General features: G+C 44.8%; 38 protein-coding genes and 1 pseudogene. 4 read left to right on the top strand and 35 right to left on the bottom strand.

From position 1 onward, the window contains the following. Window positions 1–85: 85 nt before the first annotated feature. Complete coding sequence (locus HWQ23_RS32975; protein ID WP_292799357.1) at window positions 86–823, top strand: type I restriction enzyme HsdR N-terminal domain-containing protein; 738 nt, start codon at window positions 86–88, stop codon at window positions 821–823. A 52-nt stretch (window positions 824–875) separates the two neighbouring features. On the opposite strand, the gene HWQ23_RS32970 is transcribed toward HWQ23_RS32975, so the two are convergent. Together HWQ23_RS32970 and HWQ23_RS32965 are read right to left on the bottom strand one after the other, a co-directional pair. Further along, on the bottom strand, window positions 876–1,334 hold the full coding sequence (locus HWQ23_RS32970; RefSeq protein WP_292838070.1) for a DUF29 domain-containing protein: 459 nt from the start codon (window positions 1,332–1,334) through the stop codon (window positions 876–878). Window positions 1,335–1,547: 213 nt separating this feature from the next. Beyond that, window positions 1,548–1,910 (bottom strand): helix-turn-helix domain-containing protein, encoded by a 363-nt coding sequence (locus HWQ23_RS32965; protein ID WP_292838068.1) that lies wholly within the window; start codon window positions 1,908–1,910, stop codon window positions 1,548–1,550. A gap of 240 nt (window positions 1,911–2,150) precedes the next feature. On the opposite strand from HWQ23_RS32965, the gene HWQ23_RS32960 reads away from it, so the two are divergent. Then, window positions 2,151–2,597: a hypothetical protein gene (locus HWQ23_RS32960; protein WP_292838066.1), complete on the top strand. Its 447-nt coding sequence runs from the start codon at window positions 2,151–2,153 to the stop codon at window positions 2,595–2,597. A 9-nt stretch (window positions 2,598–2,606) separates the two neighbouring features. Here the strand turns inward: HWQ23_RS32960 and prfA are convergent, their stop codons facing one another. The 31 genes from prfA to rplC all read right to left on the bottom strand — a co-directional run bounded on the left by prfA (window position 2,607) and on the right by rplC (window position 21,239). Beyond that, window positions 2,607–3,704, bottom strand: a complete 1,098-nt coding sequence (gene prfA / locus HWQ23_RS32955; protein ID WP_292838064.1) for a peptide chain release factor 1 — start codon at window positions 3,702–3,704, stop codon at window positions 2,607–2,609. A gap of 104 nt (window positions 3,705–3,808) precedes the next feature. Further along, complete coding sequence (gene rpmE / locus HWQ23_RS32950; RefSeq protein ID WP_292759704.1) at window positions 3,809–4,051, bottom strand: 50S ribosomal protein L31; 243 nt, start codon at window positions 4,049–4,051, stop codon at window positions 3,809–3,811. A gap of 146 nt (window positions 4,052–4,197) precedes the next feature. Next, window positions 4,198–4,614: a 30S ribosomal protein S9 gene (gene rpsI / locus HWQ23_RS32945; RefSeq protein WP_229554269.1), complete on the bottom strand. Its 417-nt coding sequence runs from the start codon at window positions 4,612–4,614 to the stop codon at window positions 4,198–4,200. Further along, window positions 4,614–5,075: a 50S ribosomal protein L13 gene (rplM, locus tag HWQ23_RS32940; protein WP_229497708.1), complete on the bottom strand. Its 462-nt coding sequence runs from the start codon at window positions 5,073–5,075 to the stop codon at window positions 4,614–4,616. Before rplM ends, rpsI begins: the two co-directional genes overlap by 1 nt. Window positions 5,076–5,186: 111 nt before the next feature. Beyond that, window positions 5,187–6,047, bottom strand: a complete 861-nt coding sequence (truA, locus tag HWQ23_RS32935; protein WP_292838062.1) for a tRNA pseudouridine(38-40) synthase TruA — start codon at window positions 6,045–6,047, stop codon at window positions 5,187–5,189. 156 nt (window positions 6,048–6,203) lie between these two features. Continuing rightward, complete coding sequence (rplQ, locus tag HWQ23_RS32930) at window positions 6,204–6,554, bottom strand: 50S ribosomal protein L17 (protein WP_292838060.1); 351 nt, start codon at window positions 6,552–6,554, stop codon at window positions 6,204–6,206. 32 nt (window positions 6,555–6,586) lie between these two features. Next, window positions 6,587–7,534, bottom strand: coding sequence for a DNA-directed RNA polymerase subunit alpha (locus HWQ23_RS32925; RefSeq protein ID WP_292838058.1), 948 nt, complete (start codon window positions 7,532–7,534; stop codon window positions 6,587–6,589). A 385-nt stretch (window positions 7,535–7,919) separates the two neighbouring features. Continuing rightward, the gene (rpsK, locus tag HWQ23_RS32920) at window positions 7,920–8,315 is read right to left on the bottom strand and encodes a 30S ribosomal protein S11 (RefSeq protein ID WP_012410703.1); all 396 of its coding nucleotides are present in this window, start codon (window positions 8,313–8,315) and stop codon (window positions 7,920–7,922) included. A gap of 54 nt (window positions 8,316–8,369) precedes the next feature. Next, window positions 8,370–8,750, bottom strand: a complete 381-nt coding sequence (gene rpsM / locus HWQ23_RS32915) for a 30S ribosomal protein S13 (RefSeq protein WP_292838056.1) — start codon at window positions 8,748–8,750, stop codon at window positions 8,370–8,372. 120 nt (window positions 8,751–8,870) lie between these two features. Further along, window positions 8,871–8,984 carry a 50S ribosomal protein L36 gene (gene rpmJ / locus HWQ23_RS32910; protein ID WP_015129703.1) on the bottom strand — a complete coding sequence of 38 codons (114 nt, stop codon included), beginning with the start codon at window positions 8,982–8,984 and terminating at the stop codon, window positions 8,871–8,873. A 117-nt stretch (window positions 8,985–9,101) separates the two neighbouring features. Then, a complete protein-coding gene (infA, locus tag HWQ23_RS32905) occupies window positions 9,102–9,326 on the bottom strand; it encodes a translation initiation factor IF-1 (RefSeq protein ID WP_006196724.1) in 225 nt (74 codons plus the stop codon). A gap of 169 nt (window positions 9,327–9,495) precedes the next feature. Continuing rightward, a complete protein-coding gene (locus HWQ23_RS32900; RefSeq protein WP_292838054.1) occupies window positions 9,496–10,050 on the bottom strand; it encodes an adenylate kinase in 555 nt (184 codons plus the stop codon). Next, window positions 10,050–11,363 carry a preprotein translocase subunit SecY gene (secY, locus tag HWQ23_RS32895; RefSeq protein ID WP_292838052.1) on the bottom strand — a complete coding sequence of 438 codons (1,314 nt, stop codon included), beginning with the start codon at window positions 11,361–11,363 and terminating at the stop codon, window positions 10,050–10,052. The genes HWQ23_RS32900 and secY overlap by 1 nt, the downstream gene beginning before the upstream one ends. Window positions 11,364–11,437: 74 nt before the next feature. Beyond that, complete coding sequence (rplO, locus tag HWQ23_RS32890) at window positions 11,438–11,881, bottom strand: 50S ribosomal protein L15 (RefSeq protein WP_292838050.1); 444 nt, start codon at window positions 11,879–11,881, stop codon at window positions 11,438–11,440. Window positions 11,882–12,249: 368 nt separating this feature from the next. Further along, complete coding sequence (rpsE, locus tag HWQ23_RS32885; protein ID WP_094328453.1) at window positions 12,250–12,777, bottom strand: 30S ribosomal protein S5; 528 nt, start codon at window positions 12,775–12,777, stop codon at window positions 12,250–12,252. Between the two features lie 170 nt (window positions 12,778–12,947). Further along, window positions 12,948–13,310 carry a 50S ribosomal protein L18 gene (gene rplR, locus HWQ23_RS32880; protein WP_292838048.1) on the bottom strand — a complete coding sequence of 121 codons (363 nt, stop codon included), beginning with the start codon at window positions 13,308–13,310 and terminating at the stop codon, window positions 12,948–12,950. Window positions 13,311–13,312: 2 nt separating this feature from the next. Beyond that, window positions 13,313–13,861 carry a 50S ribosomal protein L6 gene (gene rplF, locus HWQ23_RS32875; RefSeq protein WP_292838046.1) on the bottom strand — a complete coding sequence of 183 codons (549 nt, stop codon included), beginning with the start codon at window positions 13,859–13,861 and terminating at the stop codon, window positions 13,313–13,315. Window positions 13,862–13,947: 86 nt separating this feature from the next. Then, the gene (gene rpsH, locus HWQ23_RS32870; protein ID WP_012410712.1) at window positions 13,948–14,349 is read right to left on the bottom strand and encodes a 30S ribosomal protein S8; all 402 of its coding nucleotides are present in this window, start codon (window positions 14,347–14,349) and stop codon (window positions 13,948–13,950) included. Window positions 14,350–14,369: 20 nt separating this feature from the next. Next, window positions 14,370–14,918, bottom strand: coding sequence for a 50S ribosomal protein L5 (gene rplE, locus HWQ23_RS32865; RefSeq protein WP_292838044.1), 549 nt, complete (start codon window positions 14,916–14,918; stop codon window positions 14,370–14,372). A 117-nt stretch (window positions 14,919–15,035) separates the two neighbouring features. Further along, on the bottom strand, window positions 15,036–15,389 hold the full coding sequence (gene rplX / locus HWQ23_RS32860; protein ID WP_196518358.1) for a 50S ribosomal protein L24: 354 nt from the start codon (window positions 15,387–15,389) through the stop codon (window positions 15,036–15,038). Further along, window positions 15,389–15,757 (bottom strand): 50S ribosomal protein L14, encoded by a 369-nt coding sequence (gene rplN / locus HWQ23_RS32855; protein WP_292838042.1) that lies wholly within the window; start codon window positions 15,755–15,757, stop codon window positions 15,389–15,391. Before rplN ends, rplX begins: the two co-directional genes overlap by 1 nt. Before the next feature lie 50 nt (window positions 15,758–15,807). Continuing rightward, complete coding sequence (gene rpsQ / locus HWQ23_RS32850) at window positions 15,808–16,056, bottom strand: 30S ribosomal protein S17 (RefSeq protein ID WP_100901244.1); 249 nt, start codon at window positions 16,054–16,056, stop codon at window positions 15,808–15,810. Between the two features lie 6 nt (window positions 16,057–16,062). Further along, complete coding sequence (rpmC, locus tag HWQ23_RS32845) at window positions 16,063–16,290, bottom strand: 50S ribosomal protein L29 (RefSeq protein ID WP_292838040.1); 228 nt, start codon at window positions 16,288–16,290, stop codon at window positions 16,063–16,065. Window positions 16,291–16,293: 3 nt separating this feature from the next. Beyond that, window positions 16,294–16,719 (bottom strand): 50S ribosomal protein L16, encoded by a 426-nt coding sequence (gene rplP / locus HWQ23_RS32840; protein WP_292838038.1) that lies wholly within the window; start codon window positions 16,717–16,719, stop codon window positions 16,294–16,296. A gap of 81 nt (window positions 16,720–16,800) precedes the next feature. Continuing rightward, a complete protein-coding gene (rpsC, locus tag HWQ23_RS32835; RefSeq protein WP_292774911.1) occupies window positions 16,801–17,583 on the bottom strand; it encodes a 30S ribosomal protein S3 in 783 nt (260 codons plus the stop codon). A 54-nt stretch (window positions 17,584–17,637) separates the two neighbouring features. Next, window positions 17,638–17,994 (bottom strand): 50S ribosomal protein L22, encoded by a 357-nt coding sequence (gene rplV, locus HWQ23_RS32830; RefSeq protein ID WP_292838036.1) that lies wholly within the window; start codon window positions 17,992–17,994, stop codon window positions 17,638–17,640. An 81-nt stretch (window positions 17,995–18,075) separates the two neighbouring features. Beyond that, window positions 18,076–18,354 carry a 30S ribosomal protein S19 gene (gene rpsS, locus HWQ23_RS32825; RefSeq protein WP_012410721.1) on the bottom strand — a complete coding sequence of 93 codons (279 nt, stop codon included), beginning with the start codon at window positions 18,352–18,354 and terminating at the stop codon, window positions 18,076–18,078. 189 nt (window positions 18,355–18,543) lie between these two features. Beyond that, complete coding sequence (gene rplB / locus HWQ23_RS32820) at window positions 18,544–19,407, bottom strand: 50S ribosomal protein L2 (protein ID WP_292838034.1); 864 nt, start codon at window positions 19,405–19,407, stop codon at window positions 18,544–18,546. A 154-nt stretch (window positions 19,408–19,561) separates the two neighbouring features. After that, the gene (locus tag HWQ23_RS32815) at window positions 19,562–19,876 is read right to left on the bottom strand and encodes a 50S ribosomal protein L23 (protein ID WP_292838032.1); all 315 of its coding nucleotides are present in this window, start codon (window positions 19,874–19,876) and stop codon (window positions 19,562–19,564) included. Beyond that, window positions 19,869–20,507 (bottom strand): 50S ribosomal protein L4, encoded by a 639-nt coding sequence (gene rplD, locus HWQ23_RS32810; protein ID WP_292838183.1) that lies wholly within the window; start codon window positions 20,505–20,507, stop codon window positions 19,869–19,871. Before rplD ends, HWQ23_RS32815 begins: the two co-directional genes overlap by 8 nt. 99 nt (window positions 20,508–20,606) lie before the next feature. Further along, the gene (rplC, locus tag HWQ23_RS32805) at window positions 20,607–21,239 is read right to left on the bottom strand and encodes a 50S ribosomal protein L3 (RefSeq protein ID WP_292838030.1); all 633 of its coding nucleotides are present in this window, start codon (window positions 21,237–21,239) and stop codon (window positions 20,607–20,609) included. 958 nt (window positions 21,240–22,197) lie between these two features. Here rplC and ndhN point away from each other — a divergent pair. Further along, window positions 22,198–22,674 (top strand): NAD(P)H-quinone oxidoreductase subunit N, encoded by a 477-nt coding sequence (ndhN, locus tag HWQ23_RS32800; RefSeq protein ID WP_292838028.1) that lies wholly within the window; start codon window positions 22,198–22,200, stop codon window positions 22,672–22,674. Window positions 22,675–22,754: 80 nt separating this feature from the next. On the opposite strand, the gene HWQ23_RS32795 is transcribed toward ndhN, so the two are convergent. Beyond that, window positions 22,755–23,249, bottom strand: coding sequence for a GNAT family N-acetyltransferase (locus HWQ23_RS32795; protein ID WP_292838026.1), 495 nt, complete (start codon window positions 23,247–23,249; stop codon window positions 22,755–22,757). Window positions 23,250–23,273: 24 nt separating this feature from the next. Between HWQ23_RS32795 and HWQ23_RS32790 the strand changes: the two genes are divergently transcribed. Further along, a complete protein-coding gene (locus tag HWQ23_RS32790; protein WP_292838024.1) occupies window positions 23,274–23,804 on the top strand; it encodes a hypothetical protein in 531 nt (176 codons plus the stop codon). Window positions 23,805–23,812: 8 nt separating this feature from the next. Here the strand turns inward: HWQ23_RS32790 and HWQ23_RS32785 are convergent. Beyond that, a pseudogene (locus HWQ23_RS32785) lies at window positions 23,813–24,052 on the bottom strand (ABC transporter permease); the annotation flags it as partial. Window positions 24,053–24,097: the final 45 nt, after the last annotated feature.

Raw genomic sequence — 24,097 nt, 5'->3', positions numbered from 1 at the left:
AGCAATTTAAAATCGCATGGTAAATACTAAGAGATGCAATATTATTGCATCCCTATAACCAGTTTATAAACCAACCTGACTATCTATGACTAGCTTAAGTGAAGAAATATCCAGAAAACTAAATATATATAAGATAGACTATGCAGAATATACAAAGTGTTTGATTAGAAGGAGGGAAATTGTTCTTGATGGACGACCAGAAGAAAAAATTAGGCAATTGTTTCTCTACTTTTTAGTAAATCAAAGTGGACTATTCCCAAATAAAATTGATATAAGGGTGGAATCTGATAATCATGATATAGAATTATATAAAACTGCGGAAAATGAATATTTTAAACCATATTTACCTCCTCTAATGATTGTGGAAGTCAAGCGAGAAGAAGAAAACTTACGGAATCATGAGAAGCAGATTGAAAGATACCTAAAACAATCTTGTTCAGAAATTGGTATTTTATACAATTATCACCAAATTATTGCTTATATAAAAAAAGATGGAGTATTTATGAGTAATACTCTCAATAATCTTGAAGATATACCAGCTTTAATCTTGCAAAGTTCTAATAAATTAGATAAAAATATACTCGAATTTGAAAAAGCTGTAAATGGAAGTTTTGATAGCTTTGTTTATCTTGTTAATAAATACGGAAAATATAAACTTAACAGAATAGTTTTCAGACTTAAAGGTGAGCAGTTACCCATAGTAGGCTCTTTCTTCAAATTTCAAGAAAATAAGCTGTACTACAATATATATGTTCAAGATGTTCAAAAACAGCAAAGCTGTGATTTACAAGATTTTGAAAAACTAGTTTCTATTATTTATTAACAAATATAACGTGTATCCATATAAAAAATGAGCGTCAAAAAAATGGCAGGAATTATCCTTCCCAGTCTTGACGAGTATCGCACAGAAAATTGTCTGCGATCGCATCATCAAATAAATAGGGGCAATGCTCTGGAAAAGCTCGTAATGGTAAGTTAGTTTCTCGTAGCGCCAAATCCACTCCCGCTTCAAAGCCATCTAACAAGGCTTCTTCTATTCGAGACTTTAAGCTGGGGTTCTGTCGCAGATGTCTGTGGATGGCGCGACGCTGTTCTCGAATTGTTAAAAACCAACTGCGATCGCGTTGTTCGGGTTGATACTCCCACTTCAAGAGATAGCCGAGTAATAAACTCAAATGACTTACGAGTTCTCGATACTCCTGTCTGCCCAAAGCTTGAATTTCCTCTTGCAGGTGTTGCCAATCTAGTTCCATAACTAGCCTCTGCTCTAACGCTTTAGCCTGCTGCTGTGTCCAGCCATAGAAGTCTTGGTCATACAAAAAAAGTTTGTCCATAGAGTTGAATCTTGACAACAAAAGACCACGAGCTAGTTTGATCCGATTTTGCGCTAAATCGCTCTTAAAAAACTTAATTACGAATTACGTTAGCGCAGCGTTAGCGAGTCCGCGTACTCCTGCGGAGGACAAGCTACGCTTTTAGCGTCTGTCTGCGACACGCTATTCGCGTTCGTAGAGAGCGTCATTACGAATTACGAATTATTTTAATATTCAACTTGCTTTTGCTTCATCCCCGGATGCTTCAGCCACAGCAGCCAATCTATCTGCCGCAGCTTGCACAATTTGAGCCACTTGTCCCAGAGGCATATGCTGGATTTGTCTCAGAATCAGACTCAAATCTGAGGTTTCTGGAATTGGCTTGCCATCTATGCAGCTGATTAATTCTTCCATTGTGTAGCCTGCTTTCGATGCGATTTGAGCCAAATTTTCTGTATCTGGCACCTTCACACCTTTTTCCCACATCTGAACAGCAGTAGCAGATACTCCCAAAAGCTTACCAAACGCTCGCTGACTCATTGAACCGCGAGCTAGTTTAATGATTTCAATCAGTTTTTGTTTGCTTTCGATCTTCACTGCTTATATGGCTAGCCAACTGTATTTACAAGTTTACTTTCAATAATACAAGTTTACTTTTATATTGACAGCCTTGTGTTTCAGTACTAAACTATATCTCTGGTTGTAAATCGGCAACTACAGGCATTAAGCTAGTAGACTAACCCATCTATCTTTAACCAATCCAAAAAACTTAGTTTGCTACGGCGCTTGTGCTAGTAGCCAGACTTTGCTGCGAAGAAATAATATCAAAGGTGCATCATGTTTCACAAGCCATACAAAGTTAATCAATATCGCCGCAAAGGTAAAAACCTTATAGCCACTAATAAAATTAAACCAGAACAGTGGCACATTTCGGAGGCTGAAGCCAAAGAAGCTTTGAAAGCTAAAGGCTACGATGTTAAACAAATCAAAAAAATCCATCGCCTGAAGCATCAGGTATGTATTTCCTACTGGGATAATCAAGGTAACGTGTGCAGCAGCTTTTACAGCTACCGGATTTTTGCGCGTTGGCAACAAGAAGCAGAAAAGCTAATTCATACCTGTCAAAACCTGAAGGAATGGGCGAAGCTAAATTACGTCATGAAGTATGAATTTGCCTATTACAATTATCCCAGTGAAATGGAAGATGCACTCCACGCGATATTAGAAAACCACCTGTGTGTGTTAAAAGTAACGGCGCAACAAGTGGTTTTACAGTATTTTTAACAGCAAAAATTAGTTAGCGGCAGAAGTCGCTAACTCCGCGAGACGTTCTTGCTGGTCTAGAGATATGCAAGATTGGATAAGTGTCTCTAAATCACCTTCTAAAACAGGGTTAAGGGAATAATTCTGACCTAACCGATGATCAGTAGCGCGGTTATCTTTATAATTGTAAGTGCGAATTTTTTCCGATCGCGATCCAGTACCAACCTGCGATCGCCGCATGGAAGTTACAGCCTCTTGTTGTTCGCGTAACTTCATCTCATACAACTTCGCCCGCAGAATTTGCATCGCCCGTTCTTTGTTTTGCAACTGGCTGCGTTCTTCTGTACAGAAAATCCGAATTCCTGTCGGTTTGTGCATCAAGTCGGCGGCTGTTTCCACCTTGTTGACGTTTTGCCCACCAGCACCACCAGAACGAGCTGTAGTCATTTCAATATCTTTGGGGTCAATGTGAATTTCCACATCATCCACCTCTGGCATAATCGCCACGGTGGCTGTGGAAGTATGAACTCGTCCCCCAGATTCAGTTGCCGGCACGCGCTGCACACGATGCACTCCAGCTTCAAACTTTAACTGGCTGTAAACGTCATTACCTTTAATTTCGAGAATGACCTCTTTCCAGCCACCCATTTCTCCTCGAGATTCGCTCACTAGAGAAACTTTCCAACCTTGAGTCTGAGCATAGCGGGTGTACATCTGCATCAAATCGCCAGCCCAAATACTTGCTTCATCGCCACCAGTACCAGCGCGAATTTCCAACATGATATTCTTTTCATCATTGGGGTCGCGTGGTAGCAGTAAGACTTTTAAGCGAGTCTCTAAATATTCTATTTTTTGTTCAAGCTCCTTTACTTCCAGTGCTGCCATTTCTTGCAACTCTGGGTCACTTGCAGATTCTTTGTAAACCTGACGCGCTCCGATCAAGTCTTCTTGGGCTGTTTTCCAAATTTCATAAGTATCAACTACCTCTTCCAAAGAAGAACGAGACTTAGCAATTTCTTGATATTCATCAGGATTGCTAGCGGTATCGGGGTCGCCAAGACGACGTGTTAATTCATTAAAGGTTTGTTCAACGGATTTTAGTTTGTCCAGTAAGTATGATTCAGCCATGACCAGTGCGATCGCTCCTTAAAAAAATAACAAATTGGCTCGAGCATATAAATCAAAATCGACCCAGCTGATGCAGGGCCGTCGTTAACAGCAGAGCCAACCCGCTACTTTTTGTTTTGGTCGTCGCCAGATGTTTGAGTGCTGCTCATGCCGTACTTGCGGAGGAAGCGCTCTACTCGACCCTCGGTGTCAATAATCTTCTGAGTGCCGGTGTAAAATGGGTGATTTCCAGACCAAACATCTACGTGCAATTCTGGCTTGGTAGAGCCAATGGTCATAACAACTTGACCGTTGCAGTAAACTTTAGCGTCTGGATACCACTTGGGGTGAATATCAGATTTAGCCATTGTTTTTTTGTGTTGAATCTATATCTATTATAACTTTCAGGTTTCAATTGCAGCTAGAAGAAGGGAGAAGGGAACAGGTTACAGCTAACAGAAAACTATCACCTGTCCCCTGTAACCTATCACCTTCTTCACCAATGCCCAATTCCCTAACGCTTAGAGTACTGAGGCGCTTTCCGAGCTTTATGTAAACCATATTTCTTCCGCTCTTTTGCTCTGGGATCACGAGTCAGATAACCTTCGGTTTTCAAAGGTGGGCGGTTGTCTGGGTCTAGCTGGCACAAAGCACGAGCAACTCCCAAACGCACAGAATCAGCCTGTCCGGTCAAGCCGCCGCCTTCTGCTTTCACCAAAATGTCATATTCGTTTTCTAATCCCAGAGTTTCCAGGGGTGCTTTGATGACTCCCAGGTAGTTGGGGTTAAATTGGAAATACAAGTTTCCATCTTTACCGTTCACAGTCAGTTGACCGCTGCCTGGAACCAAGCGTACCCGTGCTACTGCGTTCTTACGACGGCCAGTACCCCAGTATACGGCGCGACCGCTATTGGCGTCTGCTACTACCATTAATTTTCTTCTCCAGGAATTGTACTAACTTTTAGTTCTTTAGGTTTTTGAGCATCATGGGGATGTGTGGGCCCAGCGTAGACTTTCAGCTTAGTGAACAACTGCTTACCCAGGCTATTTTTAGGTAGCATACCTTTAACAGCTTGTTCTAAAATCCGCTCTGGTATGCGCTGTTGCAACTTAGCGAAAGTTTCCGTTTTCATCCCACCAGGACGACCAGAATGGCGACGGTAAAGCTTTTGAGTGCGCTTTTTGCCTGTGACTGCTACTTTCTCGGCATTGATGACGATTACGAAGTCACCTGTATCTAGGTGGGGTGTATATTCGGGTTTCTTTTTGCCTCTCAATACCTGGGCGATTTCGCTGGCGAGGCGACCGAGGCGTTTATCGGTGGCATCTACTATGTACCACTCACGCTCAAGCGATGCTTGAGAAGGAAGGTATGTTTTACTTGTTGTCATTTGTCATTTGTCCTTTGTCATTTTTAATTTGTCATTAGTCAATTGTCTTTTGTCATTTGTCAGTTGTCCTTTGTCCTTTGTTATTCACTAATGACCATTGTATAGACGCGATTAATCGCGTCTATACTGACCAATGACTAATGACTCTTGACTAGTGACGAACTTTGGCAAGCTGTCGTACCAAATCTCTTTTGGAAAGGGAAAATCTGGATAGCCGACTCGCAACAAGCACAAGCCTTGAGGCGGTGCGGCATATTTCACTTCTTCCCGGCGTTGTTCTTTCCAGAGTTCGGTGAAGCTAGAAAGTGTTCGTTGTTCAGAACCTACTTGTACCAGCATCCCTACCAACAGCCGTACCATGCCATACAAAAATCCATCTGCCTGTATTTCAATATGGATAAATGGCCCACTGCGACGACACTCTGCTGCTTGCACCTCTACCCAAGAATGCGATCGCTTTGAGCCTGCACGGTGAAAAGCAGCTAAGTGATGCTTTCCCAAGAGAGGTTTCAGGGCAGCTTCAATTAAAGATTCATCCAGGGGTGCATAATAATAATGCCAACTGAAGGGTCTTACAAACAAGTTAAGTCGATCTTCAGTGTATATTGTGTAGCGATACCGTCGATAGGCTGCACTAAAGCGAGCGTGCCAACGGTTATCTACACTAGCTGAAGCCCTGATTAATATATCTGACGGCAGATAGCTATTTAGGATTGTTGCCCACTTGTGAGGCGGAATTAAACCCGTTGCTTCAAAATGGGCTACTTGAGCAGCAGCGTGAACTCCAGAATCGGTTCGTCCGGCACCGTGTAGTGTCACATGATGCCCAAGAATAGTAGCGAGCGCTGTTTCTATCTCTTCTTGGACTGTCCGCTGTTTTTTTTGCCGTTGCCAGCCATGAAAATGAGTGCCCAGGTATTGGATTACCAAGGCTACTCGATGAGTTTGTGTAGGCTGGTGGCTTTCTAACATACAGATTTCGTCCTTTGTCATTGGTCAAGAGTCAATGACCCTTCGGGTGACGCTCCTACGTCGCTATCGCTTCGCTAACGCCACTTACTCATGGGGGAAACCCCCTTGGCGCTAGCCTCTCCCTTTGGGAGAAGACCGCACTGGCTCACTAATGACTTAAACCAATTCAATTATTGCCATTTTTGCATTATCACCCCGACGCGGTACGGTATGCAGGATGCGGGTATAACCGCCCTGACGACTACCATATCGAGTCGGAGCTTGCTCAAATAGAGCGTGAACCAGTTGTTTGTCGAAGATATAGCCAAGAGCTTCCCGGCGTGCTGATAAGGAGCCATTTTTGGCTAGGGTAATCATTTTTTCCACTTCACTTCGGAGAACTTTCGCTCTAATTAAAGTGGTGGTGATCTTACCATGACGGATCAGCTCGGTGGCGAGCGATCGCAGTAAAGCACGGCGTTGATCGGCTGGTTTACTGAGTTTTTTGACGCGACAACGGTGACGCATAATTATGCACTATGAATTATGAACGGTTTTTCTTAAGGGTGTTTAGAGCCTCTTTCCATTGGCAGGGTGATACCCAAGCGTCGCTGCAAAGCTTCCACAACCTCTTCTGCTGACTTCTGCCCAAAGTTCTTAATTTCTAAGAGGTCTTCTTGGGTATAATCCAACAAATCTGCCACAGAGTTAACTTGTGCCCGTTTGAGACAGTTATATGCCCGCACAGAAAGTTGTAACTCTTCGATGGGTATCTGGGCAGTTGGGTCGTCTGGAATATCCGAACCTGTGTCTGTTGGTTCTAGGGAGATGTCTTTCAACGGGTTGAATAAATCTACCAAGATTGCCGCGGCCGAAGATAGTGCTTCCTGGGGGGAAATACTACCATTTGTCCAAACTTCCAACAGTAGTCGGTCTTTTGGAATCAAGCCTTCCCCACGAGATTCTTCAACACTGTAGTTGACTTTTCGCACCGGCATAAATATCGAGTCGATTTGGAGAAAATCCAACGATGTGGCTTCCTCACGTCCTCGCTCAACGGTGCGATAGCCTTTGCCTTTCTCGATCCGAAATTCCATTTCCAGCTTTCCACCCTCAGCGATGGTGGCTACATACTGGGTCGGATCGATGACTTCTACTTCACTGGGCAAATCAAAATGCGCCGCAGTGATTGTTGTTGGACCGCTAACGAGTAATCTACCAATCTGGGGCTGCGAAGAATAGTTTTTCAGGATAACTTCCTTCATTTTCATGAGGATTTCCAGCACATCTTCCCGCACGCCCGGAACTGTGGCGAACTCATGTGAAACGCCTGCAATCCGCACTGCTGTTACTGCTGTACCTTCTAGATTAGACAGTAAAACCCGCCGCAGTGCGTTGCCAACAGTTGTTCCTTGACCGCGATCTAGAGGTTCCAAAACAAATTTACTGTAATGGTTCCGGCTTTCCTCGGTATTCGACTCTACACATTCAATTTGAAACTGCGCCACGGATGAGCCTCCCTTTTTCTAAGGTGCTGCTAGCAGACAAATCAATTGCCTCCTGAATTGATTGCCAATTTTGGATTTTGGATTTTGGATTCTGCTTCTTTGGTTCATGCTCCGCCTCTTGTAGGCACAACAAATTTTAAATCATCAACTTAAAATCCACGAAGCCCCGCACCCTTGTAGTCGGGTTCAATCTAAAATCGCAAATCTAAAATCCAAAATTGATTAATATATTTTGGGTAGCCGGAAGTTGAACAGCTTTCCCGGCGGGAAAATCTGACACGCTTCTGGTCGCCCAAGCTTTCACCCAATGACACTTTGCACGTTAGACGCCCAAGCGGTCATTGCTGGCTGTAACTTTTCGTCCTCACTGCCCAAGTCTTGGTGTTTAAACTCGACGGCGCTTGGGTGGACGACAACCATTGTGAGGAATCGGGGTAATATCCCGAATCAGTGTAATTTCCAGTCCTGCTCCTTGAAGTGCCCGGATAGCGGTTTCTCTACCTGCTCCTGGCCCACTGACCATTACCTCAATTTGGCGCATTCCTTGATCAATAGCTCGACGGGCTGCACTTTCAGCTGCGGTTTGCGCTGCAAAGGGAGTTCCCTTTTTTGCTCCCTTAAAACCGCTAGAACCAGCACTAGCCCAGGAGATGACATCTCCATTTTGATCGGTAATGGTGACAATGCTATTGTTGAAAGTAGACTGGATGTAGGCCATCCCACTGGGTACATTCCGTTTCTGCTTCTTGCTCCCGGATTTTTTAGTTGGTTGTCTCGCCATACTTGTTTAGTTGATTTAAGGTAAAACTTGCTCGGATTAGCAAGCGTTGCAAAATTATTTCCCTGGAGCCTTCTTCTTCCCAGCCACTGTCTGCCTTCTTCCTCGACGGGTTCTGGCATTTGTGCGAGTTCTTTGGCCTCTGACTGGTAAGCCCATGCGATGACGACGCCCTCTGTAGGTACCAATGTCAACTAAGCGCTTGATGTTCAAAGACTCCAAGCGCCGCAAGTCGCCTTCAACTTGATAGTTGCTTTCTATTTCCCCTCGCAGGGCTGTCACATCGGTATCACTTAAGTCCTTAACGCGGGTGTCTGGGTTCACACCAGTAGCCGCTATAATTTCTTGAGAGCGTGATAACCCAATTCCGTAGATGTAAGTCAGACCGATCTCGACGCGCTTATCGCGTGGAAGGTCTACTCCGGCAATACGTGCCACAATGAACTCTCCCTATTGTTCTCGCAATTACTGTTGGTTAGAAAAACGTGATTAATCGCGTCTTTTCGTTTTGTTTTAATGATGATATGCGTGTTACAGCTGGCTCTGTTGGTAAGAGCGTTATCCTTGACGTTGCTTGTGCTTGGGGTTCACGCATATCACCATGACGCGACCACGACGTTTGATCACGTTACATTTTTCACAGATTTTCTTGACTGAGGCTCTAACTTTCATGCCTTTTATTCTTTGACTCCAAATATAAAATCATAGCATTTCTAGGGAAATTAATCCAGTTAATTGACTAGTAAACAGTCAAGAAAATGGTTTTATGGTATAATTCTCTACATATACTTACTTCTTTCGTAGTCGATAGGTAATTCTGCCTTTACTCAAATCGTAGGGGGTTAACTCTACCTTGACGCGATCGCCGGGCAAAATCTTGATATAATTGCGGCGAATCTTGCCGGAAATATGTGCCAGCACGTTAAAGCCATTGTCCAAGTCAACGCGAAACATCGCATTGGGCAAAGACTCTGTAACCGTGCCTTCCATTTCAATCAAATCTTGTTTAGACAATTTGTTTTTTCCTCAACTCAACAATCTTTTGTTCAGTTGCAGCACTTCATCTGCAAACAAACACATTTTAAGAAAAATATCAACAGTTTATTAATATATCTTAGCTAAAATTGATCTGCTTCTTGGTAGGGGGAGTGGTGAGTGGTGAATTCTCTACTCCCCTTGCTTTTCAGGAAGCGATTACCTTTTGGAGTTCACCAGTGACATCTTCTTGGGACTGATTGCCATTTACTGTTAGGAGTTTTTGGCGATCGCCGTAATAATCAATTAAGGGTGCAGTTTCAGAGCGGTACACTTCTAATCGACGACGAATCACCTCTTCGGTATCATCTTTTCGTCCTCTAGCTAGCAAACGTGCGATCACAACTTCATCAGGTGCATCTAGATTGACTACCCTTTCGCCACTCTGATGTATTGTTTGCAGCAATTCTTCTAAAAAAGCCGCTTGCGTCACTTTCCGGGGAAAACCATCAAGAATCCAACCATTTTTTGCATCTGGTTGACTGAGGCGCTCCTGTACCAAGTCCTGCACTAGCTGATCGGGTACTAACTCACCGCTATTTACATAGTTTTGAGCCTTGATTCCCAAATGAGTTTGCTCTTTCATGGCTTGTCTTAATATTTCACCAGTAGAAATATGGGGAATATTCAAGTGTTCAGCCAACGTTTGAGCTTGTGTTCCTTTACCAGCTCCAGGCGGTCCCAAGAAGATTAGTCGCGTCACTATTGTTTCACCATTCCTTCATAGCGCTGAGAGATCACGTAAGTTTGGATTTGTCTTGCCGTATCAATCGCCACACCAACTAGAATTAACAGAGAGGTAGCACCCAGTCCTTTAAAGGTGGGTACACCTAAAGCACTTTCCACACCGGTTGGGATAATAGCAACCAGTCCCAAAAAGATCGCACCCAAAAAAGTGAGTCGGTTTGACACCCGCTCAATATACTCGCTAGTTGCCTTACCGGGACGAATGCCAGGAATACTAGAACCCATTTTCTTCAAGTTCTGCGCCACATCTACTGGGTTGAGAATCAACGAAGAATAGAAGTAGCTGAAGAAAATGATCGAAATCATGTAGACCAAAGCATACACCCAGGAGCTAGAACCGCTTGGACTGAGATAAGTGTTAATTATATTTGCCAATTCGGCATTCTTGGCGAAATTGGCTATCAGCAGTGGCAAACTGAGGATGGCCGCGGCAAAAATAATTGGCATTACGCCGCCTTGATTTAGCCGCAAGGGTAAAAAGCTACGTTGCTCTGCCAAAACTCGACGACCTACTTGGCGACGAGCCGAAATAATCGGGATGCGGCGCATTCCTTCCTGCACAACCACAATACCAACAATGGTTGCCAGGAAAACTAAGATCAGTACTATCACGCGGCCAACTGTTTCCCGACCGCCGACTTGCACCAAGTCGATAGTATCGCCTAAAGCTTTTGGTAATGACGCAACAATGTTGACAAAAATCAACAAGGATGCTCCATTTCCAATTCCACGTTCTGTAATTAGTTCTGATGCCCACATTACGAACATGGAACCAGCAGTCAGAGCGATCGCCGTTTCAGCAACGAAGATTGGGCCTGGGTTTAAGGCAAATTGCTGGAGGAATAATGCCGAGAAAGCTGTACTTTGAATAATTGCCCAACATACAGTTACATAGCGGGTAATTTGCGATATTTTCCGCCGACCCGCTTCGCCTTCATTTTTCTGTAAATTTTCTAAAGATGGAATTGCCGCAGTGAGTAATTGGATAATAATAGACGCATTAATGAAGGGCAAAATCCCTAAAGCAAAGACGCCTAAAGTTGAAAGTCCGCGTCCTGAAAATATATCCAATAAACCGAATACGGAATTATTTCCCGAAATGGCTTCATGAAACCGTTCTCGATTAATTCCTGGTATGGGCAAAAAGATACCCAGGCGAACCAAAATTAAAATACCGACAGTGACAAGCAGCCTACCTCTAAGCCCGGCTGCTTGTGCCATCTGCATAAAAGTTTCTTGAGCCGTTGGGGCTTTATCTCGACTGATCATAGAGTGCTACCTTTATAGTGAACCAGGCGCTGACAGCGAGTTGGCTTGCATTTAAGTGCGCTGTTCCGGCTCACTCATAAGACTTCACAACTCCCCCCAGCTGCCTCAATTTTGCTCCGAGCTGTACCTGTGAAAGCTGCCGCTTGTACCTTGAGCGGAGTGCTCAATTCCCCGTTACCTAAAATTTTCAATGGTCCCTTGACAGCAGTCAGGATACCTGCCGCTTTCAAGGAGGTCAAAGTTACTTCCGTATTAGCGGGAAGGGAGGCTAGCTTCTCTACATTAATCGTAGTGTAAATCTTCTGATTCACAATCGGAAAGCCCTTCAGCTTAGGCAAGCGGCGGTACAATGGCTGTTGACCACCTTCAAAACCTGGTCGAGTACCACTACCAGAACGAGATTTTTGACCTCGCATACCTAGACCAGCACTAGCACCTTGACCGGCAGAAATACCTCTAGCTACACGCTTCTTGCGTTTCTTTGAGCCTTTTTGGGGCTTAACATCATGGAGTCTCATAAGTTATCAAGTTGTCATTTGTCGTTTGTCATTTGTAAGCCACTGCGTTGGACGGGTTTCCCGGCTTGTAGCAAGTGGCGTCATTTGTCGTTTGTGAGCCAGTGCGGTCTTCTCCCAACGCGAAGGAGCGTCTTTTGGAGTTGGGGAGAGGCTAAAAGCGATAGCGCCACAAAGAGCGAGTCAGACGCTACGCACAGTCCCTAACGCAACGCTTACGAGCGTCTGGGGGTTTCACCTCATGAGCAACTGGCGTTAGCGTCCCTTGCACGTCTTTTAGAGAAGCAGTAGCGACGTAGGAGTATCACCCAAAGGGTCATTTGTCGTCATAGCTAAGAGCAAAGGACTAGGGACTACAGACAAATGACCACTTAGATGTAGAGATTTTGAATAGGAATACCGCGATCTTCGGCGACCTCAGAAAGAGTACGCAGTGTAGATAAGGCATTGACTGCGGCTCTAGCATTATTGAGCGGATTGTTGGAGCCAAGTTGCTTGGCTAAGACGTTACGAACTCCTGCCAATTCCAACACAGTTCGTACAGCTCCACCAGCAATTACCCCAGTACCAGGTGAGGCTGGACGCATAATCACCTTTGCACCGCCACCTACACCATCAATGGGATGGGGGATGGAGTTGGATTTGGTGATTGGGATATCAATGAGGTGTTTTTTGCCGTCGGCTACGCCTTTTTTGACGGCGCCAATTACATCTGAGGCTTTGCCTACTCCGACACCAACTTGACCGCGTTCGTTACCGACGACAACGATCGCTCGGAAGCTGAGTTTTTTACCACCTTTGACCACTTTACTCACGCGTCGGATTTGGATTACCCGCTCTTGCCAAGTGGTTTCTTCTTTTTTGGCACGCTTTGTTCTACTTTTACGCTCTGTTGCCATAATTTATGCTCTGGTGAACGTCATTTGTGAGCCAGTGCGGTCTTGGGGGTTTCCCGCATGAGTAACTGGCGTTAGCGAAGCGATAGCGACGTAGGAGCGTCACCCGAAGGGTCAGTTGTCATTTGTCTTTTGTCATTTATCCAATGACTAATGACTAATGACCAATGACTTTAGAAATCTAAACCAGCTTCGCGTGCTGCATCAGCTAGTGCTTTGACACGACCATGATATAAGTTACCACCGCGATCAAAGACTACTTTGGTGATGCCTTTTTCTAGCGATCGCACTGCGATCAGCTTACCAACTTGCACCGATGCGTCGCGGTTTGCACATGAGGTTAAACTAGATTTCAACTCTGGTTCTACAGTCGATGCTGCCACTATAGTTTGATGCTGAGTATCATCAATTAACTGGGCATAAATATGCTCATTAGAACGAAATACCGCTAAACGCGGACGTTCTGGGGAGCCAATAACTTTGCCACGAACGCGTCGATGGCGACGGTTTTTTGATTCTCTACGAGTAAGTTTCATTTTTACTTCTTACCACCCTTACCAGTCTTACCAGCTTTCCGTCTAACCACTTCACCGGCATAGCGAATGCCTTTACCTTTGTAAGGTTCTGGTGGACGAACGGCACGGATTTTTGCGGCTGTGTTGCCTACGATTTCTTTGTCATAGCCGCTGACAATGACGTTAGTGGTACCTTCTACTGCAAACTGAATTCCATCTGGGGGAACAATTTGCACCTGATGGCTGAAACCCATATTTAAAACTAGGTTACGCCCTTGAAGTTGTGCCCGGTAACCAACACCTTGAATTTCTAAACGGCGCTGAAAACCTTGGGAAACTCCCTCGACCATGTTGGCAACTAAAGTGCGGCTCAAGCCGTGCAGCTGCTTTGAGGTACGAGTTTCATCCCGACGATTTACCTGTAATATTTCTCCCTCTTGGGAGACTGAGACATTAGCTGTGAGAGTGCGAGAAAGTTCTCCTTTCGGCCCTTTCACCACAATATTCGTACCATCGATCGCCACTTGAACTTTGGCGGGAATAGTAATTGGACGTTTACCAATACGAGACATGACTTTTTGTCCTTTGTTATTTGTCCTTTGTCCTTTGTCTTTTGTCTTTCACTAATGACTAATGACAAATGACTAATGACCAATGACTACCAAACGTAACAAAGCACTTCGCCACCCAAGTTCTGACGCCGCGCTTCGCGGTCAGTCATAATCCCACTGGATGTAGAAATAATGGCAATGCCAATGCCACCTAGTACCCTTGGTAATTCTTTTCTGTTGGAATAAACACGTAAGCCAGGCTTACTCACTCGCTTTAAGGCGGTGATCAGAGGCTGACGGTTTTTACCCTTGTATTTCAGGGAAATCACCAGATTGTGTTTTACCCCTTCTTCTGCTTCTTCAATTTCAGCAATAAAGCCTTCCTCCCGTAGTACTTTGGCAATACTCCGGGTCATTTTTGTAGCTGGCACTTGTGTAGTTTGATGCCGCGCCAGGTTGGCATTGCGGATGCGCGTCAGCATATCTGCAATTGTGTCGTTAGCCGCCATCGTTCCCTCTATAGATGAACTTATTGATCGCGAAAGGGCATTCCTAATTCTTTAAGTAAGGCGCGTCCCTCTTCGTCGTTTCTTGCTGTCGTGATGATGGAAATATCCATCCCACGGACTTGATCGATGCTGTCGTATTCGACTTCTGGAAAAATTAGCTGTTCTCTTACACCTAGAGTGTAGTTACCGCGTCCGTCAAAGCTTTTAGGGCTAACGCCACGAAAATCTCGGATTCTGGGTAATGACAGGCTAACTAGTCGGTCGAAAAAAGCATACATCCGTTCGGCTCTGAGAGTAACCATGATCCCCACAGGCATACCTTGACGAATCTTAAAGCCAGCGATCGCCTTTTTCGCCCGTGTCACCACTGGTTTTTGACCTGTTACCAAGGCAATTTCGTTAATGGATGCCTCTAGTGACTTCGCATTTTGAGCTGCTTCACCCAAACCTCGGTTAATCGTAACCTTTACCAACTTCGGTACTTGATGAACGTTGGTATATTGAAACTGATTGATCAGTTTGGGGACGATTGTCTCTTGATATAAGCTTTTGAGTCTTGTTGTCGGCATAATTTTTTTGTCCTGATATCCCTGGGCTTGGTCAGGGAACAAAGTTATGAGTTATGAGTTATGAGTTATGAGTTATGAGTTAAATTTAATTCCTAACTCTTAATTCCTAACTTCTAACTATTTATCCAGAATCTCGCCAGTTTTCTTGAGTTTTCTGACTTTTTTGCCTTCTGATGTAAAGGTATAACAAACACGACTGGCAACGTTTTGCTTGGTGGAATAAAGCATCACGTTGGAGCTATGAATCGGGAATTCTTGGGTAATAATTCGCCCTGATTCCCCTTCTTGCTGGGGTTTGACGTGCTTGGTTTTAATGTTGACACCTTTGACGATAACTTTACTCAGTTGGGGAAGTGCCTGAGTAATTTCGCCAACTTTTCCTTTGTCTTTGCCAGCAATCACTTGTACGGTGTCGCCAGTTTTGACGTGCATTTTGTGGAATACTTTGGGCGTACCCTGTTTGGTTGCCATTAAAGCACCTCCGGAGCCAGAGAAACAATTTTAGTAAAGTTTTTATCGCGCAGTTCCCGTGCAACTGGGCCAAAAACCCGTGTGCCTCTGGGATTACCGTCTTTGTTGATGATCACAGCGGCGTTATCATCAAAGCGAATACTCATGCCGCTGTCACGAGATACAGCTTTACGAGTTCGGACAATTACTGCTTCCACGACATCAGACTTTTTTACAGCCATGTTAGGTGCAGCATCTTTGACAACGGCGATAATTTTATCGCCAATAAAACCATAACGGCGGTTGCCTCCACCTAAGATGCGGATGCACATTAGTTTACGGGCGCCGCTATTATCTGCGACATTCAGGTAAGTCTGGGGTTGAATCACAATTATTCTCCCTTGTAATGAATGTTGTTAGTTTCTAACAACGATGAGGTTTAAGTGGGTTTGACGTTCAGGACTTCTGTGATTTTCCAGCGCTTGGTTTTACTCAGGGGTCTAGTTTCCTGAATGCGAACGCGATCGCCTACTTTACACTTATTTTCTTCGTCGTGAACTTTATATCGTTGGGTGTTGACTACAATCTTGCCGTACTTGGGGTGAGGAGCGCGGTTTTCTATGGCTACTACCACAGTTTTTTGCATTTTATCGCTCACTACCAAGCCAACTCGTTCTTTGACTGCCATAATCTCCTACTTTTCTTCTTTAGCCGATTGACTTGCTGCCCGTTTGCGTTCTGTTTCTATTGTCAGCAATTGGGCTAGGCGGTGTCGGATTTGCCGGAACTGGTGGGGCTTTTCTAGTTGTCTGGTGGCTTTTTGCAAGCGCAACTGAAATAGTTGTCTTTTGATCGCGACAATTTCTTCGGAAAGCTTATCGTCACTTAATTCTCTAGCTTCTGAAATCTTGGGAAGAGGCATCAGCTACTCCTGCTCCTGTGGTTGAGAGCGCACAATAAACTTAGTTTTTATGGGCAGTTTAAATGAAGCCAAGCGCATAGCTTCACGGGCGATTTCTTCAGAAACCCCACCGATTTCAAACAAAATTCGCCCTGGTTTGACTACCGCTACCCAAAATTCTGGATTACCTTTACCGGAACCCATCCGGGTTTCAGCAGGACGCATGGTTACAGGTTTATCAGGGAAAATCCGAATCCAGATTTGTCCACCCCGACGAATATAACGGGTCATTGCCCGACGAGAAGCCTCGATTTGCCGCGAGGTAATCCAAGCAGGTTCTTGCGCTTGGAGTGCAAAATCACCGAAGTTGAGGGTGCTGCCACGAGTGGCTAGTCCCTGCATGCGTCCGCGCTGTTGTTTGCGGAATTTAGTTCTTCTAGGGCTTAACATGGTTTGTCATTTGTCATTTGTCACTTGTCTATTTGTCATTTGTCATCTGCCATTTACTAATGACTAATGACTAATGACGATTTATCCTTCATTTGAACGGTCTTCAAATTGCTGGCGACGACGTTGTTGCTGACGACGACGGGGTTCACGATCACGATCACGGGGATCGCGTTCGCGATCGCGGCTTGCGGGTGGTAGCGGAGTTTCTTCCTGTCCAGGAATAATTTCTCCTTTAAACACCCATACTTTGATGCCCAAGATACCGTAAACAGTTTTTGCCGTGCAATAAGAGTAGTCAATGTCAGCCCGTAAGGTATGTAAAGGTACTCTACCTTCACGAGTCCACTCTGTCCGGGCAATTTCTGCACCGTTGAGCCGACCACTGACTTGGATTTTAATACCTTGGACACCAGCGCGTTGGGCACGTTGAATTGACTGTCGCACTACCCGCCGAAAGGAAACCCGGCGTTCCAATTGTTGAGCAATGTATTCGGCAATTAGGTAGGCATCAGCATCAACTCGTTGAACTTCAACTACGTTAATCCGAATTTGGCGATTACTACCCAACAGTCCTTGAAGTCCGGTACGTAAGGATTCGATACCTTGTCCACCACGACCAACTACTACGCCTGGTCTAGCTGTGCGTACTTCTAAGTCGATTTGGTCGGCTTTGCGCTCAATCCGTACTTCGGAAATTCCGGCGTTGTTTTGAGCCTGTCTACCCAGCTTTTGTTCTATGTATTGACGGAGTTTGTAATCTTCTTGGAGAAGTTCTGGATAGCGATCAGGAACAGCAAACCAACGGGATTGATGTTCATGTGTAATACCCAGGCGAAAACCAACTGGATGAATCTTCTGTCCCACGAATGCTTCCTCTAAAATTTCTTACTTTACGCAATTTATTCGTGTAAAAAAAGCTTATTTTTCTGGGGCGGCTGCAACAGCCACAGTAATATGACACGTCGGCTTGCGAATTTGGTAAGCTCGACCTTGCGCCCTTGGCTGGAACCGCTTCAACGGCGGCCCTTGATCGGCATAAGCTTTAGTAATCACTAGTTGAGTCCGATCTAACCCAGCGTTGTGTTCGGCATTGGCAGCAGCGCTTCTGAGAACCTTCAATATGGGTTCAGTGGCGCGATAGGGCATGAATTCCAGAATAATTAGCGCTTCTCGGTACGATCGCCCCCGGATTTGATCGAGTACCCGACGCACTTTATAGGCCGAGATGCGGATAAAACGGGCGATCGCCTTTACTTCAGTAGTATCATTAGCCATAATTTTCTCCAATTTTGTCATTTGTCATTGGTCATTTGTCACTTGTCTTTAGCTAATGACTAATGACTTCATGACTAATAACTACCTACCTGCTTTTTTGTCGCTTTTTCCGTGACCCCTGTAGGTGCGTGTTGGGGCAAATTCCCCCAATTTGTGTCCTACCATCTGTTCATTTACAAAAACTGGAACGTGTTGGCGTCCGTTGTGAACAGCTATGGTATGACCTACCATTAGGGGCAAAATTGTCGAAGCTCGTGACCAAGTTTTAATAACTTCTTTTCTGTTGTTGTCGTTGAGCTTTTCAATTTTCTTTAGGAGATGATCCGCAACAAAAGGACCTTTTTTTAGAGAACGACCCATAGTTCAATTTTGGATTTAGGATTTAGGAATTAGGATTTAGAATTTCGGATTTTGGATAATTAGCTGTCTTTTCAAGTTTCACAAATTTTCAATGTTCACAAGTAGACCCCAATCTAAAATCCAAAATCTGTCTTGAAAAGTTCAGATCGGAGGAAACCTCCGCTCCGACTTTTCGCAAAATCTAAAATTCTATGATTCACGACCACCGCGACCGCGTTTAGAAGACTTACGGCGACGACGCACAATCAATTTGCTGCTGAGTTTCTTGCGATTGCGTGTCTTCGCACCCAATGTGGGTTTACCCCAAGGTGTAACAGGCCCAGATCTACCGATAGGTGCCCTACCTTCACCACCACCATGTGGGTGATCAACTGGGTTCATGACGCTACCTCTAACCTTAGGACGGCGACCTTTCCAGCGATTTCGTCCGGCTTTACCTGCACTCAGGTTTCTTGCATCGGTGTTGCCTACTTGCCCAATGGTGGCGTAGCACTCGCGTCGAATCAAGCGGACTTCTCCTGAAGGCAACTTCAGAGTTACATAATTACCTTCTTTTGCCACGACTTGGGCGCTAGCACCAGCAGCACGCACGATTTGACCACCTTTACCAGGAGTCAGTTCTAGGTTGTGAACACTAGTACCCAAGGGAATCTTCCAGAGCGGTAAGGCATTACCATCTTCAAAGGGAGCCTCAGGCCCAGCAATAACTATTGTTCCAACTTTTAACCCGTTGGGGTGGAGGATGTACCGCTTTTCGCCATCTTGGTAATACAAAAGGGCAATTCGGGCATTGCGGTTAGGATCGTATTCAATCGCTGCGACTTTGGCAGGAATATTATGTTTATCCCTTTTAAAATCGATGATCCGGTAAAGCTGTTTGTGTCCGCCACCCCGGCGACGACTAGTAATCCGTCCGTGATTATTCCGACCTTTGGCGCGATGCTTCGAGGTAGTTAGGGATTTCTCTGGTTCGGTTTTGGTAATTTCCGCAAAGTCAGAGATTGTAACTTGGCGAGTGCTGGGGGTATAAGGGCGATAAGAACGAGTACCCATAATCTATTTTGGATTTTGGATTTTGGATTTACTTAATTTTGGATTTTGAATTTTGGATTTTGGATTTAATGAGTGTTTAACTAATTGTGACCATCTTTGGGACTTATTCAGTAAACTCCTCAATCTAAAATCTAAAATCTAAAATCTAAAATTCCTAGACTTCTGGGAATAGAACTTGTCTAATCTTGTCTTCATCCCCAGGTGCGAGGGTGACAATGGCTCGCTTATATTGGGGTTTATAACCAATAAATTTACCAACGCGCCGCTTTTTACGCGGTGGTAGGATGGTGTTGACTTTTACAACCTTGACCTGAAACAAGTCTTCGATCGCAGCCTTGATTTCTGGCTTAGATGCCTTTGGAATTACTTCAAAGGTGTACTTGTTCTGCTCCATCAAGATGGTCGCTTTCTCGGTGACAATTGGGCGACGCACTAAGTCGGCAAGGTCGCGGGGGTCAAAGCTAGGCACTGTAGACCTCCTGAATTTTTTCTAGGGCTGATGCCGTAACTACAATCTTGTCAGCGTGCAGTAAATCAAAAACATTTAACTGGTCGGCTGCAATTAGTTTTAAATTTTCAATGTTGCGGGCTGACAAATAAACGTTATCTGTATCCGCAATTTCAGACAAAATTAACAGTGACTTGCTTTCTGGTACTACTCCCCAACGGGCAAGCGCTGAGACTAAATCTTTAGTCTTCGGGCGAGATAGCTCGGTGCTAAATTCTTCTACTACTATCAAGTCGTCAATGCGGCTTACAAATGCTGTCCGCAGTGCTAAACGTCGCTCTTTGCGGTTCAACTTGAGGTTGAAGTCTCTGGGTTTTGGCCCAAAGATGACACCACCACCACGCCACAGTGGTGAACGAATAGAGCCTGCACGAGCGCGACCAGTACCTTTTTGCCGCCAAGGTTTACGGCCGCCACCCCTAACTTCAGAACGAGTTTTTGTACTGGCATTTCCTTGACGAGCATTGGTCAATTGCCGTACTAAGGCGCGGTGTACAATATGAGACGCTGTTTGTTCCTTGGCAACGCGCAACTCGAAGGTCGTCTCACCGACCTGTTCTCCTTGCCAATTTTTAACTACGCTTTCAACCATCTTTGTTATCTGTCCTTTGTCATTTGTCGTCATTGGTCTTTTGCCATTTGTCCTTAGCCAATGACTTTTGACTAATGACTTTTGACTAATGACTTTTGACTATCCCACTATGTTTGCAGGCACAACACTTACTAGAGCACCCGGTTTACCAGGAATGGCTCCCTTAATTAGCAATAAGTTGCGTTCTGGGTCAACTCTCACTATGGTCAGCTTGCGGATTGTGATGCGTTTCCCACCTAAACGCCCTGCCATCCGCTTACCTGGATAGACACGACCTGGTGTTGTACCAGCACCAATAGAACCGGGCGCTCTGTGGTTTTTGGAACCGTGTGACATTGGCCCGCGACCAAAGTTGTTACGCTTCTGGTTTCCCGCAAAGCCGCGACCGATGCTTGTGCCGACTACATCGACAATTTGACCCGCACTAAAAATATCTGCTTTAATCTGTTGACCTAAAGCATAATCACCAGAACTTTCGGTGTGATATTCATTTAAGTGACGCAATGCTGGGGCAGATGATTTTGCCAAATGACCCAGTAGTGGTCTGTTCAGTGCCTTTGGTTTAACTTCGCGATAACCTACTTGAATGGCAAAGTAACCGTCGGTTTGTTTCGTTTTAACTTGTGTAACGGTGCATGGCCCTGCTTGAATGACAGTCACAGGAATGGCTACTCCTGCTTCGTCAAATATTTGAGTCATGCCCAGCTTGGTGCCGAGAATACCTACAGACACAGTAACTGGTTCTCCTTTCTACTTGCTGACCTTGGAATTGGACTCTAGAGGACACGCTTTGTACGCATCAGTTTAGGCTGGGTTAGCCTGCGAAATTTGGAATGGTTTAAATAAACCGCTCCAAATGCTTTGGGACACAACAAACCGTGTCCGTACTGCTTGGTGAAGCTAAACAGATTCACTCACTAGATCACCAGAACAGCCACAAGTCCCTTCCCATTGGGAAGGAGTAACTTCTGGAATCAATGCAAGGCGCTACAGCTTAAAGCTGTGTGCAGCAATGCTTTCGTCCAAGCAATTGCTCTGGCACTTTCTGGAGGCAGCGCTGTCGGCGGGTTTTCCGATTCGTACACGCCCGAAGGGCGGCTTCCCGGAGGTTGGCTACTGCCGTGTTGCAGTTGGACTTAAGCGGTTTTTACCGCCCAGTATCCCTTAACTGAGACTGAGGTAATGCCATGAAACCAACATTGCTGCTCAGTTTTTACTTCCTTAAACACCTTAAACTATTGTTTAAGATTTTGCCCGTTTTTTCAGAGGCACAGGAGTAAATGTACTCTGGAGCTTAGGATTAGCTTTGGTTATTCTTCCATAAGCTCCAATGTTGACCTGAAACCTTTCTTAGTTTACCAGTCTATGATCAATCTGAGTTAGATTATCCTATTTGGATTAAGTCATCAGCTTTTGATGCTAAAACTACCTCAGAATCACACTAAAAAGGACACCTAATTTGCGTGTTTGGTCACAATCTAATAATATAAATTATTTATTTATGTTTGTCCAGTAGTTTATAGAGTTATTTTTGGGGAATGGGGATTGGGGGGGAGACAAGGGGACAAGGGGACAAGGAAAATAACTATGCCTCATCCCCAATGCCCCATGCCCAAAGAAAATGCTTTAACTTAATCTATCGATTCAGGGTAAATAATAGAGATATCTAAGTGGGATAAAACGAAAATCTATGGCACTAATTACCACTGGCAACGGTTTAATCCGCGATCTGGAAAAATTTGGCGCTCTTGGAGTGTATGTACCTCTGGAAGGGGGTTATGAAGGTCGATATCAGCGCCGACTACGCGCCGCTGGCTATACCACCCTCCACATTACTGCCAAGGGACTGGGCGACGTAGCTGCGTATCTCACAAGAATTCATGGAGTCAGACCTCCTCATCTTGGCAAAAAAAGTAATGGTAGCGGTGCCGCAGTAGGTTATGTGTACTATCTGCCACCAATTCTCAATTCTCATTTAGAACAGCTACCACCAAAGTCAAAGGGGCTGGTCTTGTGGATTATTGAAGGGCATATTCTTTCCAATGAGGAACTTGAGTATTTAACGAATTTGCCTCAGCTAGAACCACGAGTAAGAGTAGTCATTGAGAGAGGTGGCGATCGCGCTTTCCGTTGGACTTCTCTAGAAAAAACTCTGTTAGCTAGTTAGTCATTAGGAGCCACTGCGTTGCGGGGGTTCCCCCCGTTAAAGCAAGTGGCGTTCATTAGTCATTTGCTCATAACTAATGACTAATGACTCAATTCAATCAGCATTTCAATAATGCTGAATCGAAAACCACAAGATGCAAATAACCGCCGTGAAGCCTCGTTAGCAGCTGCTGTATCTAAACGGATTTGCTTGACACCCATCTGATGAAAGCGTTCAACACTTAGCATTACCATCTGCCGCGCGATTCCCTTTTGGCGATATTCCGGCTCAACCCAGATATCATGAATAAAAGCAAATTCCTGTAACCGATAAATTGGTATTTCTCGCTCAACTGTTGCCACCAGAAAAGCTACAAGTTGCCCTTCATTTTCTGATACTAGAAATATACTGCGCTCGCTATTTGCTAAACGCGTCAACCATTGTTCATAACGCTGTTCTGGATGGGTTAGAAAACCATATTTAGCGGAATCCCAAGATTCATGCAAAGCACAAATTTTGGCAACCATTGGTAAAACTGCGGGTACGTCAGTTGTTGTAGCAGAGCGGATCAGCATAAATTCTGGAATTTGTTGCACAAACGGTATAAGTGCGTATCTGAAATGGTTATAAGGTTTAGAGACTATGGCAAACGGCTTTCTGATTTTGAGGAAGAAATTTTAGTTCGTTGTCCACAATGCGATGCCTACGGCAGGCTGCGCCTACGCACTGCCAAAATATTAACTGTAAACTCTGAGCAATCAAGTCTGGGTTCAATCAAAAGAATTAGCTGTCAGCATTGTAGCTATACAAAACAACAGTCAAATGCTGCCAAAGGAAAACCTGCACTGTTATTGTGGCAAAACAATTACATGGCTCAAAGGAATTCCAGCTATGGAATATTAGACCATTTTTTTGGCTTGCCCCTGTGGCTACAAACCTCTTGTTGCGGTCAGGTGCTTTGGGCGTATAATGAAGCACATTTGAACTTTCTGGAAAGCTATGTTCAATCAAGGTTGCGAGAACGTTTGCCAGATGACACATTAGGCTGGCACAATGGCAGTCTTGCCAGTCGCCTACCCCGATGGATCAAGCTTACGCAGCATCAAGAAAAAGTTTTACAGAAAATCCAACAGTTAAAGCACAGGTTGTGATCAAGGCTTTAATTTTGTTGATGAGCGAATTTATAACCACCCCACAGAGAAAGAGCGATCGCGATCACCAGCAAAATCGGTATGCTGTACGAAGGAAACTGGGACAAGGGTAAATCAGCAACTACACGCAGTCCGATGCTGCCGTAGCTAAACGGTAACAGGTATACGACTTTCAGAGCAACTGGTAATGTATCAGGATCAAAGAAGGTTGCCCCTAAGAATGACATGGGGATAATTATATAGCGGTTCCTGCTTGAGTACAATACAGTATGGGATGATGGAGTATATTAACG

The organism is Nostoc sp. JL33 (assembly GCF_017114985.1).
In the GTDB taxonomy this organism is placed as follows: Bacteria; Cyanobacteriota; Cyanobacteriia; order Cyanobacteriales; family Nostocaceae; genus Nostoc.
Note: the sequence above shows the minus strand (reverse complement) of the source record. Positions and strands in the feature narration are given on the sequence as shown.